This is a genomic window from Nonomuraea sp. bgisy101 (genome assembly GCF_057708945.1).
The window spans coordinates 554,766-566,194 of sequence record NZ_JBYITD010000002.1 but is presented as its reverse complement, the minus strand read 5'-3'; the positions used below and the strand labels follow the sequence as shown (position 1 = coordinate 566,194).

General features: G+C 69.7%; 8 protein-coding genes, 1 tRNA gene and 3 pseudogenes. 6 read left to right on the top strand and 6 right to left on the bottom strand.

Annotation, left to right across the window (positions count from 1 at the left end; translation table 11 throughout):
• Positions 1–514: 514 nt before the first annotated feature.
• Positions 515–895, top strand: a pseudogene (locus AC3EO4_RS06190) (IS110 family transposase); the annotation flags it as partial.
• Positions 896–1,219: 324 nt separating this feature from the next.
• Here the strand turns inward: AC3EO4_RS06190 and AC3EO4_RS06185 are convergent.
• Together AC3EO4_RS06185 and AC3EO4_RS06180 are read right to left on the bottom strand one after the other, a co-directional pair.
• Positions 1,220–1,804: pseudogene (locus AC3EO4_RS06185) on the bottom strand (methyltransferase domain-containing protein); the annotation flags it as partial.
• Between the two features lie 63 nt (positions 1,805–1,867).
• The gene (locus AC3EO4_RS06180; protein WP_379571495.1) at positions 1,868–2,203 is read right to left on the bottom strand and encodes an ArsR/SmtB family transcription factor; all 336 of its coding nucleotides are present in this window, start codon (positions 2,201–2,203) and stop codon (positions 1,868–1,870) included.
• Positions 2,204–2,437: 234 nt separating this feature from the next.
• Here AC3EO4_RS06180 and AC3EO4_RS06175 point away from each other — a divergent pair, with 234 nt between their 5' ends.
• Complete coding sequence (locus AC3EO4_RS06175; protein WP_379571493.1) at positions 2,438–3,265, top strand: TSUP family transporter; 828 nt, start codon at positions 2,438–2,440, stop codon at positions 3,263–3,265.
• 105 nt (positions 3,266–3,370) lie between these two features.
• Positions 3,371–4,603: an MFS transporter gene (locus AC3EO4_RS06170; RefSeq protein WP_379571491.1), complete on the top strand. Its 1,233-nt coding sequence runs from the start codon at positions 3,371–3,373 to the stop codon at positions 4,601–4,603.
• Between the two features lie 342 nt (positions 4,604–4,945).
• Here AC3EO4_RS06170 and AC3EO4_RS06165 read toward each other — a convergent pair.
• From AC3EO4_RS06165 to AC3EO4_RS06155, 3 genes and pseudogenes are all read right to left on the bottom strand, one after another.
• Positions 4,946–5,237, bottom strand: a pseudogene (locus AC3EO4_RS06165) (IS3 family transposase); the annotation flags it as partial.
• A gap of 29 nt (positions 5,238–5,266) precedes the next feature.
• On the bottom strand, positions 5,267–5,902 hold the full coding sequence (locus AC3EO4_RS06160) for a hypothetical protein (protein ID WP_379571489.1): 636 nt from the start codon (positions 5,900–5,902) through the stop codon (positions 5,267–5,269).
• 743 nt (positions 5,903–6,645) lie between these two features.
• Positions 6,646–6,717 (bottom strand) — tRNA-Arg (locus AC3EO4_RS06155).
• 117 nt (positions 6,718–6,834) lie between these two features.
• Between AC3EO4_RS06155 and AC3EO4_RS06150 the strand changes: the two genes are divergently transcribed.
• Entirely contained in the window at positions 6,835–7,221 is a 387-nt protein-coding gene (locus AC3EO4_RS06150; protein WP_431894191.1) for a response regulator transcription factor, read from the top strand.
• Here the strand turns inward: AC3EO4_RS06150 and AC3EO4_RS06145 are convergent.
• Positions 7,218–9,953: an ATP-binding protein gene (locus AC3EO4_RS06145; RefSeq protein WP_431894189.1), complete on the bottom strand. Its 2,736-nt coding sequence runs from the start codon at positions 9,951–9,953 to the stop codon at positions 7,218–7,220. The genes AC3EO4_RS06150 and AC3EO4_RS06145 overlap by 4 nt on opposite strands.
• A 100-nt stretch (positions 9,954–10,053) precedes the next feature.
• Between AC3EO4_RS06145 and AC3EO4_RS06140 the strand changes: the two genes are divergently transcribed.
• Positions 10,054–10,659 carry a LysE family translocator gene (locus tag AC3EO4_RS06140; protein ID WP_379571483.1) on the top strand — a complete coding sequence of 202 codons (606 nt, stop codon included), beginning with the start codon at positions 10,054–10,056 and terminating at the stop codon, positions 10,657–10,659.
• Between the two features lie 188 nt (positions 10,660–10,847).
• Positions 10,848–11,399, top strand: coding sequence for a TetR/AcrR family transcriptional regulator (locus AC3EO4_RS06135; protein ID WP_431894187.1), 552 nt, complete (start codon positions 10,848–10,850; stop codon positions 11,397–11,399).
• The last annotated feature ends 30 nt before the right edge of the window (positions 11,400–11,429 follow it).

Sequence of the window (11,429 nt, the reverse complement as noted above, 5' to 3'; positions counted from 1 at the left end):
GCGGCACGGGTGTGCCTTCCCGACCGACGTTGGCGCGTCGGCCTTATCTCGAAACCATGATCAGATGATTCGGGAAGGTACACCCCTTCCCGGCAGATCCACAGGTTTCGATCATTGCTCCCGAGGGGGCTCCCCTCCCTGCTGACGCCTACTTTCAACCCGGAGCGCCGACTCCCATACAGAGGCAGTGCGCAGCAGGGTGGGGCTGACGGTGGGTGGTGGAGGGCCCGGACCGAGAGAACGCCTGTGTCGATACCGGGCCGGGAGCCTCTCTGCTAAGGCCGTGCGCCTCGGTCCGGACCCGCCACCACCCGCTTTGCCAAGATCGTGCCGTGAGTCAGCCACAGGAGTCACCGCTCACTCATACCGGGGCCGCCGAGCCCTTACGCAGTGCGCGGGCCTGCGGCCGGCTGGGGCCACGAACTGCTGATCGGATGTCGAGCCGTCGAGCTCTCTCATTAGGGCGTGGCGTGCCCCTGCATGGCTCACCTGGGCAAGGCACTACGAAGGAGACATGTTGACGATCACGTGCGGGATCGACTGGGCGGAGAAGCATCACGACGTCGCCCTGGTCGACGAGACGGGCAAGCTAGTGGCCAAGCGCCGCATCGGCGACGACGTCGACGGATGGCGGACGTTGATCGAGCTGCTGGCCGAGCACGGCGATCGCCCCGAGGCCCGCATCCCGGTCGCGATCGAGACCAGCCGCGGCCTGCTGGTGTCATGCCTGCGCGCCACCGGCCGCACGGTCTACGCGATCAACCCGCTGGCAGTCGCCCGATACCGCGAACGGCACACCGTCGCCCGGTCGAAGTCCGACCACGCGGACGCCTTCACCCTGGCCAACATCCTGCGCGTCGACGCCGAACACCACCGGCCGCTGCCCGACGACTCCGGTGTACACCGGACGTGAGGACACCGGGGAGGCGGCGATCCAGCCGACCACCTCGCCGGTCTCGGTGTCGGCGGCGACGTAGCGCAGGTGCGGAAGCTTGCCCTCGGTGAAGCCCTCCCAGCTGGAGGCGACGGTCTCGAAACTGGCCTGTCCGGTATCGAGACCGGCCTGGTAGATCGACAGCACTTGAGCGGCGTCGGCCTCACGCATCGGCCTGATCTCCAGGCCAGGTCCGATCGCGGGCTTGTGCGCCTGGACGATGGCCGAACGAACGCCGTCACCGTGGTCGGCGGTGAGGCGGATCGAGATGCCGACGAAGCCTGCCTCGCGGAGCAGGTTTCGGTACTCCTCGACTGCCAGCGATCCGGCCACACAGCCCACTCGCTGCTCGGCGGCGGCCCGCCGTACCGGATCAATGGGCCCGTCGGTGACCACGTCGCTCACCCCGAACCGCCCGCCGGGCCGCAGGACGCGGAAGGCCTCGGCCAGGACGGCAGGTTTGTCGTCGGACAGATTGATCACACAGTTAGAGATGACCGCGTCCACCGCCTGGTCTGGCAGTGGGACTGCCTCGATCGTGCCGTGCAGGAACTCCACGTTGGTCGCGCCCGCCTTGGCGGCGTTGGCGCGGGCGAGTTCCAGCATGTCGGGGCTGGCGTCCAGGCCATAGGCCTGGCCGTATGGGCCAACCCTTCGCGCCGACAGCAGCACGTCGATGCCGCCACCCGAGCCGAGGTCGAGCACGGCCTCCCCGGCGCGCAGCTCGGCGACGGCCACCGGGTTGCCGCATCCCAGGCTGGCCCGTAGCGCTCCCTCCGGAAGGCCGTCGGTGTCGTCGTATCCGGCCGTCCCGAAGCAGCCCTGCTCGAACTCCTCCGCCCCGCAGTCGAGGATCACCCGGCCGAGCATCGCTGCCCGAGCCAGCCCGGAGTAGCGTTCGACGATCTCATCGTGAGTCATCGCGACTCTCCTTCACTCGCAGACCGGTGAAGCCGGGACCGGGTTGCCCATCACCACGTCGGCGGCGGTGGGGAAGCAGCTCACACAGGCCTCGTTGATCCGGTACAGACTGGCCGTGCCCTGCCGCTCGACCAGCACGAACCGCAGCTCGGCGAGGATCTTCAGGTGGTGCGACACGGTCGACTGGCCGACGCCGGAGACGCTCACGATCCCGCCCACGGTCATCGGCTCACGGCGGCGGGCCAGCAGTGACACGATCTGGATGCGCGTGGCATCGGCCAGCGCTTTGAACCAGCTCGCGTACTCCTCGGCCTCGGCCCGGTCCAGCGGCTTCGCATCCTTGTTCATCGATAATCGACGATAGTCGATGACATCTCGGAGGGGAACCCCCGCCCAGGAACCGCGAGAAGGTGGGTCGTCGCGTTGGGCGCCGGGTGGCCAGATGACATGGACGGCGGCCCGGCAGAATGGCGCCATGTCTGACATCCCGCCGCGAGCCGCATGCCGCTCGGCAAGAGGGGCGCGAAAAGCTGGACGCGGCCCCGCACACCAGGTGCGGGCGGCAGGGAACGTGAGGGTGACGTGAGCGCAAACGACATCACCGCGTCCGATCGCCGGGCAGGTTCGGTGCCGCTGGTGTTCGCCGCCGGCGCGGCGGTGGGTGTGCTGGGCGGACTGATCGGCCTGGGCGGCGCGGAGTTCCGACTGCCGCTGCTGATCGGCCTGTTTGGCTTCGCGGCGCTGTCGGCAGTCATCTTGAACAAGGCGATGAGCCTGGTCGTGGTGCTCACCGCGCTGCCCGCGCGCCTGGCCGCCGTCCCCTTCGCCGACCTGAACGCGCACTGGACGGTCGCGGTCAACCTGCTGGCAGGAAGCCTGCTGGGCGCATGGGCGGGCGCGTCGTGGGCGGTGCGGATGCGCACCGCCACCCTCTACAAGGTGCTGGCCGCCCTGATGGTGCTCATGGCCGGCGCCCTGGTGCTCACCCACACCACCACCTTCGGCTCCTTGATGCTGCCCGGCCCGATGCAGGCGGCGGCCGGGGTGGCGGCAGGGTTCGGAATCGGCGTGGTGGCCGCGATCATGGGCGTGGCCGGCGGGGAACTGCTGATCCCGACGATCATGCTGCTCTATTCGGTGGACATCAAGACCGCCGGCAGCCTGTCGCTGCTGGTGTCCCTGCCCACCATGCTGGTGGCCTTCGCCCGCTACAGCCGCGACGGCAGCTTCGCCGTCCTGGGCGCCAACCTCCGCTTCGTCGCCATCATGACCGCAGGCTCCATCGCGGGCGCGCTGCTCGGCGGCCTGTTGCTCGGCGTGATCCCCGACCTCGTTCTCATCCCGGCCCTGGCCGTCGTGCTGCTGATCTCAGCGGTCAAAGTGGCCCGCCATCGCCCGCCAAGCATGTGACCGCGACGGACCTGGTGCCTCCCGCGCAAAACCGAAGGGCCAACGGTCAGCGGCCCAGCGCCGCAGGCAGCGCGCGGAGCGTGGCGCGCCCCTAGGGTAGATCGGATGACCCCCGCCTTCCGTCGTTACGTCACCGCCGATGGCTTCAGCCAGTTCGGCACCCAGGTCACGCGCGTGGCCCTCCCGCTGGTCGCGCTGCTGGTGCTGGACGCGGGCCCGTTCGAGCTCGGCCTGCTCAGCGCGGCCGAGATGATCGGCTTCCTCCTCTTCGGGCTGCCCGCCGGCGTGTGGGTCGACCGGTTGCGCAGGAAGCCGATCCTGGTGACGGCCGACGTGCTGCGCGCGGTCGCCCTGGCGTCGATCCCGATCGCCGCGCTGTTCGAGGCGCTCACGCTGGCGCAGCTCTACGCGGTCGCCGTGATCGTCAGCACCGGCACGGCCTTCTTCGACGTCGCCCACCTGAGCTTCCTGCCCTCCATCGTGACCAAGGAGCAGCTGCCCAAGGGCATGGGGACCCTGGAGTCCGTGCGCAGCCTCTCCGTGCTCTTCGGCCCCGGGCTCGGCGGCTGGCTCGTGCAGGCGCTCACGGCGCCCATCGCCATCGTGGTCGACGCGGTCAGCTACCTGATCTCCGCCACCCTGCTGGCGAGCGTCAAGGCCAAGGAGACCCCCTCCGGCGGGCGTGTGAGCCTCATGGAGGGCCTGCGCTACGTGCTCGGCCAGCCCATCCTGCGCCTGATCGGCTTCGTCGGCGCCATGGCCATGTTCATCAACGGCATCTGGGCCATCGTCCAGCCGTTGTACCTGGTCGCCGAGCTGGGCGTGAGCGCGACGGCCTACGGCCTGATGATCTCGGGCGCGGGGGCCGGTGGCCTGCTGGGCGCACTCCTCGCGCCACGCGTGATCGCCCGTTTCGGTCACGGCCCCACGATGTACGGCGCAGCCGTCCTGATCATTCCGCTCAATGTGCTCGTCGCCTTCACCGGACCCGGCTGGCGGCTCGCCCTGTTCCCGATCGGCATGGCGCTCGTCTTCCTGGTCGCGGTCATGTACAACGTCGCCCAGGGCAGCTACCGCCAGGCGATCTGCCCCGAGGCCCTGCGTGGCAGGATGAACGCCAGCCTCCGCTTCCTCATGTGGGGTTCGCTGCCGCTCGGCGGTGTCGTCGGCGGGCTGCTGGGCGAGGTCGTCACCGTTCACCAGCTCCTGTGGATCGCCTGCCTCGGCACCGCGGCGGCCCACCTACCCCTCGTGCTGGCTCCCGCCGTACGAAAGCTCAAGATCACGGACGACGACGGCCGTGTGGACGACGACGCCAAGCAGGACAGCCGCGCGTAGGTCGTCAGGGGCGTCGACCTCACCGAGGCCGACGATGCCTATGCCTAGGTCAACCCCTACGCCGACCTCAATTGGCGGTGCACGCGCTTCCCCGGCGCCGGATGATGGCCGGTCCTTGTCGCAGGTCAAGGTGCTCGTCCTCGCTGCGCTGTGGGCGCTCCACCTTGACCTGCTCCTGCGGCCGACGAGTTCGGCCGCTATCGGGGAAGAGCACGCCGGTGGTCGGTTGGGAGCCTGCTGGCTGGCCTTGGCGGCCTGGGTCTGGGTGTAGCGGTAGGACACAGTTCCGGTTTCGATGATGTTGGAGTTGCCCCGGTTCAGTAGACACATCAGGGCTTGCGACTACGCGGCAGCATAGTCGAGGTCGTGGATGTTCTTGAGCGCGTGTCGACGCTCGTATTCAGTGGGGCTGAGCTGGCTGTTGGCGGAGTGGCGGCGGCGTGGGTTGTAGAACCCCTCGATGTAGCTGAAGAGGGCTCGTTCGGCTTCTGACCTGGTGCGGAAGGCGCGCCGGTCGATCAGTTCGCACTCCAGCGAGGCGAAGAAGCTCTCGGTGATCGCATTGTCGGCACGTCCCGGTTCGGCCCGTCGACGGACGGACGCCAGCCTGCTCACAGCGCCGGCCGAAGGCGACCAGCGCCGACAACGCGGCGGCCGAGAGCTTCAACGCCACGCTGAAACGCGAGACACTCCAAGGCCGCACCAGCTGGCCGACCGCACGCCATGCCCGTGGACGTGGCCCTCGAAGAACGCCTCTTGCGAGCAGGTCAGGAACATCCGATGCAGGGCCTTACCCGACCACGAAAGGCGGAAGGAGAACAGGTAGCAGCGAGTCAGCTTGCCGGCCAGCCGGATCCACACATCCCCGAAGTCCACCTCGGCCTCAACACCCGGACGATGAGTCTGCTCGATAAAGCCCGGCACCGGCCCGCGGCCTGCCTCCATCCGGATCTCCGCCCGCCGCTGCCGCACGTAGTCGCGGACCATCGGATAGGAGACCTCCACCGCCTGGTGCTCCTCCACCAGCCGGTTCCGAATGCGGACCACGGTATGCCGCTGCTTGCGCGGGGCGTCCAGATCGGCCCGCAGCATTGCATCGATGACCGGCTTGTAGAGATCCAGCCGCGACGGGCGCGGCGGTGGCTTCTTCCGCTCCGGCGGCCAGGGCGAGGCCAACGCCTGGGCCACCGTCCGCCGATGCACACCGTACTTACGGGCCAGCGCCCGCGCCGACATGCCTTCCAGCCGAGCGTCCCGACGGATCGCCGCGAACAGTTCGGCTTTGCCCTTGTTGGCCATCGGTGCCCCCTCGCCATGCGGAGCACCCCGATCGTCTCACCGGCCGGACGCCCTTGGTACCAAAACTCACCGACAACGTTTTCCGGCTCAGATGGGTGGAGCCTCACCTGACCGACATCTGGTACCAGTCCTCACTTACATAGCCATCCCGAGCCGGATCTGTCGCACAGGTCTTGAGACCTGACACGCCGTCAGCTGTCCTGTGTCCTGTCCCGGGACATGCTTGACGCGTCAGTCCCAGGACATGTTTGACGGGTGCCGTTGTCGGCCGATCTTTCGTGCGTCGTTTGCGGGCGGCGCGCGCCAGGAGGCCAGGATTGGCCCTGGCGGATGTGTCCATTGTCGAGCAGAGGTATCGGGCGGTTCTGACTGTGCTGGCCGGTGGATCGGTGACTCAGGTCGCCGGCGAGGCCGGATGGCCGGGATGGCCGGGATGGCCCGGCAGACGTTGTCTCGGTATCGGGTCGCCGGCTGGCCGTTTTCGTGGATCGCTCGCGGCGCCCTTTGTCGTCTCCGACGCAGATGAGCGCGGAGGTGGAGACGCTTGTGTGTGAGTTGCGTCGGTACGGCGCTGAGGTGGCGTGCTGCTCCATGGCCATCCGGTCGCGACCAAGATCGGTACGCGGCTGGTATGTGATCACGGGCACATGCTTGCCATCTACCGCGTCCGGTGGCACACCCCAGAAACGCAAAAGACCTGCATTTCTGCAGGTCAGTGCGTGTATCACTAGCTAGATCGAGTGTGCCCCCTGCAGGATTCGAACCTGCGCACCCGGCTCCGGAGGCCGGTGCTCTATCCCCTGAGCTAAGGGGGCTCGACGACTGACAACGTTACCAGCATCCGCCCACCACTCTGCACCACGTTAAAGCTCCCGGCACACATCCATCGAAAACCGCACGTGACCCCCTCTCCACGGGTTACCTTGGCGGCCGTGGGCGAGGATCTGGGCAGGGTACTGGTAGTAGACGACGACGAGGTCATCCGGCAGCTCATCGCGGTCAATCTGACCCTGGAGGGGTTCGAGGTGGCGACCGCGACCGACGGCCAGGACTGCCTGGATCGGGTCATGGACGTGATGCCCGATGTCATCACTCTCGACGTGATGATGCCGCGGCTCGACGGCTGGGAGACGGCGTCGAGGTTGCGGACGGAGGAGCGCACCGCGCACATCAAGGTGGTCCTCATCACCGCGAGGGCCCAGGAGTCCGACAGGCGTCGCGGCATGGGGATCGGGGTCGACGCCTACCTCACCAAGCCGTTCGATCCGGCCGAGTTGATCGAGGTCGTCAGGGAGCTGGCCGCGAGGGCGAAGGCCTAGGGCAGGAGTCCCTGTTTGCGGGCGATGGCGGCTGCCTGGGTGCGGGTGGAGGCGTCGAGTTTGCCCAGGATGTTGGAGACGTGGACGCTCACCGTCTTCTGCGCGATGAACAGCCGCTCGCCGATCTCCCTGTTGCCCAGCCCTTCGGCGACCAGTGCCAGCACTTCCACTTCCCGAGCCGTGAGCCCTCCTGTCGAGGTCGCTCCGACGAATCTGGCGCGGCGGCCGTATTCTTCGAGCGCGGTGGCCAGGGGCACGGCGCCGAGCTTCCATGCGGTTTCGCGGGCCTGCGCCCATTCTTCCTGGGCCGCCGTCCTGTCGCCGGTGGCAAGCAGGGCTTCGGACAGCCGCCAGCGGGAGCGTGCGACCTCGTAGACGAATCCGTAGGAGAACGCCTCGACGACCTCGCGCCACTGGTCGGGGTCGGTGCGGCCGAGGGCGCGTGACCATTCCGCCTCGGCGCGCAGCCGCCACGCGCGGCCTTCGAGGCCCATCTCGCCCCGCTCGCCGTCTGGCCCGGTGGAGGCGGCGTAGCGGGCGCGGGCGATCAGCTCGTCGGCTCCTTCGGTACGGCCCAGCTCGCTCAGCACCGCCAGCCCGGTCGCCGCGACGCGGAGGGTTCCTGGGTCGCTCGGGGTGAGGATGTCCATGACCGCTTCGATGTGTTCGAGGGCGGCGGCGGGGTCGCCGTTCCACAGGGAGTGTTCGGCGGCGAGGCTGCGGGACATGTAGGTGACGAGCGGGTCCGGCCAGAACGGCTGGAGCCAGGCCAGGCGCTCACCGACGCCAGGAAGGCCACGGGAGACCTCGATGAACAGCGCGAACGAGGACAGCACGGACTCGGGGACGGTGCCGACGCGGGTGGGGAAGCCGGCGGCCATGGCCTCGGCGTCGTCCCACTGGCCTGAGACGTAGTGGATGAGGAAGCGGAGGAAACGCAGGTCGGTGCCGTAGGTGCTCCAGGACAGCCCGGTCTCGGCGGCCAGGGCGATGCCGCGGTCGGCGACCTCGGCGGCTTTGTCGAGGCGGCCGAGCTCGTAGTGGACGCGCGTGAGGTTGAACAGGGCGCGCAGGTCGATGGCGAGGTTGCCTGAGGTGCGGGCGGCAGCCGTGAAGAAGAGGTTCTCGGCGCGGACCCACTCGCCGCGCAGCTGGGCGGCGGAGGCGAGGGTGATCAGGGCGCTGGCCTCGGCGTCGGCGGCGCCGGCCGAGCGGGCGGTGGCCAGGGCGCGTTCGGCGAGGGGCTCGTGCTCGGCGTGGCGGTGGCTCCAGGCCAGGCAGCGGGCGAGGGTGGCGAGGGCGCGGGCCAGGACGGCGGGCTCGGTGGCCGTGGCGACGGCGGACTCGGCGACGGCGATGGCCTCGTCCTCCTGGTCCATCTCCGACAGGTAGTTGGCCAGGCGCTCCTGAACCTCGGGGGTCGGCGGGACGGCACGCAGGCGGGCGATGGCGCCGTGGTTGTCGCCGCTGTCGGCGGCGGCGATGGCGCTGCGCATGGCGAGGACGTGCTTGGGCTCGCCCGCGCGAAGCTCGGCGTCGGGTACGCGATCCCAGAGCTCGAGGACCTGGTCGTAGTGGCGGTGGGCTTCGGCGGGGGCACCGAGCCGTTCGGCGATACGGCCCGCCTCGGCGGAGGCGGTGAGGGCGCCGACGAGGTCGTGGCCCGCGAGGTGGTGGTGGGCGAGCTCGGCGGGCGAGGTGAGCCGCGTGGCGAAGGTGTTGTGGAGGCGGGTGCGTTCGCCCGGCAGCAGGTCGGTGTAGACGGCCTCCTGCAGGAGCGCGTGGCGGAAGGCGTAGCCGTAGCCCTCGACCAGGAGCAGGCCGCGCGAGACGATCTCCCTGACGGCCTCCTCGAACTCGCCGACGGGCAGCCCTGAGACCTCGCGCAGCAGCGAGTCCTCGACTCTGCGGCCGGCGACGGCGGCGGCGCGCAGCACCCGCTGGCCCGGCTCGGACAGCAGCTCGACGCGGGACAGGAGCAGGCTGGCGAGGCTGTCGGGCAGGGCCTCACCCTCGGCCATGGCGGCGAACAGCTCCTCGGCGTAGAAGGGGTTGCCGTCGGCGCGGGAGACGATCTCGCCGAGACCGCGCGCGCCCACCTCCCCCAGTGTCGCCACGTAGTCGGACATCTCGCCGGAGCCGAGCGGGCGCAGCTCCACGGCGGTCACCGAGGGCAGCCGCTTGAGCTCGGCGAGCACGGGACGCAGCGGGTGGCGGCGGTGCAGGTCGTCGGTGCGGTAGGTGCCGACGACGCAGACCCGCTCGGACTGCAGCATGCGGCTGAGGAAGACCAGCAGGTCGCGGGTGGAGCGGTCGGCCCAGTGAAGGTCCTCGATGACGAAGAGCACGGGCTGGACGTCGGACAGCATGCCGAGCAGCGACCCGAACAGCCGCTGCTGGGTCAGCCCGGAAGAGGAGGCCGCGGCGCTGCCGTCGTCGAGCAACTGGCCGAGGATGGGGCGGGCGGCGACGGCCTCGGCGAGCGCGGGGTCGCGCAGCGCGTCGGCCAGCGGCAGGTACGGCAGGGCGTCGCCGAGCTCGGCGCACTGCCCGACCATGACGCGGAGGCCGCGCTGGCGCGCCTCGGCGACCAGTTCGGCGGCCAGGCGCGTCTTGCCGATGCCCGCGTCGCCGCCGACGAGGGCGACGCCGGCCCTGCCGTCCAAGGCGTTCTCGAGCACGCGAACGAGCCCGCCCAGCTCAGCGGATCGCCCGATCAGTAGCCCGTTCACCCGGCCACTATGCCACGCCTGGGCGACATCCCGATTGGACCAGGGAACTCACCATCCATTGGTCTATAACTGTGGACCAAAGGTCCCATACCTTACCCACATGCTGCTCTTTCTCGCCGCTTCGCTCACGCTGGTCCTCATCCCAGGGCCCAACCACCTCTACATCGCCGCCCGCGGGCTCTCGCAGGGCAGGGCGGCGGCGCTGGCCAGCGCGTTCGGGGTGGAGACGGGAACGCTGGTGCACATCGCGGCGGCCGCAGGCGGCCTCTCGTACCTGATCGCGCAGTCGGCCACCTGGTTCGGGGTGGTGAAGTGGGCGGGCGTGGCCTACCTGGTGTACCTCGGGGTGCGGACGCTGACCAGCAAGGACGAGCTCACGACCCGTACGGCCGAGCCGCAGCCGCTGGGCAAGGTGTTCCTCGAAGGCGTGCTGGTGAACGTGCTGAACCCCAAGGTCATCCTGTTCTTCCTCGCGCTCCTGCCGCAGTTCGTGGACCCGGGCTCGGGCTCTCCCGCGATGCAGATCGTGCTGTTCGGCGGGACGCTGCTGCTGCTGGGCCTGCTGTCGGACATCCTGTACGCGTTCATGGCGGGGGCGCTGAGCGGGCGGCTGGCGAAGCGGGCCAGGGGGCTGCGCTACTTCAGCGGACTGGTCTACATCGCGCTGGGCGTCGCGACCGCGTTCACGGGCAGGCGCGCCGCCTGACCCTGCCCCAAGCCGACCCGAGCGACACCGGCCGCGCGACGCCTGCCGCACGACGCGGGCCGCACGACGCGGGCCGCACGACGCGGGCCGCGCGACGCCAACCGGGCGACACGGTGTCGAGCGCGGCAGAGCCGGGTGCCGCCGGTACGGCAGGCGCCACGCAACGGTGCGTTGCTATGATCGGCCGCATGGCACCGCGCAAGCAGCAGGAGATCTTCGGCGCGACTCTCGCCCTCCTCGCCGAGCGCGGCTACGAGAGCCTGACCATCGAGGGTGTCGCCGAGCTCTCGGGAGTCAACAAGACGACCATCTACCGCTGGTGGCCGTCCAAGCCCGCCCTCCTCGCCGCCGCCCTGGTCGAGGCCGACGCGCTCGCCTTCGACCCGCCCGACACCGGCACGCTGCGCGGCGATCTGGAAGCCCTGGTCGACAATGTGATCGCGCTCCTCACCGACCCGCCGTCGAGCGACATCGCGGTGGCGGCGCTCGGCGCGGCCGTCCACCATCCGGAGCTGAACGTGCGGGGCTTCTTCGCCGACAGGTTCGCCCGCGAGCGGGAGATCTTCGAGCGGGCACGGGCGCGGGGCGAGCTGGTGCACGACACCGATCCGATGCTGGTGGTGGACCTGCTCGCGGGGGCGGTGTGGGTGCGGGCGGTGTTCAGGGGGGCGCAGGTGGAGCCGGGGTTCGCCGAGCGGGCCGTGTCGGCGGTACTGGACGGGGTGACACCCAGGTCCTGACAAGGGAGGATGTGTCGCGACTCTCGAGGA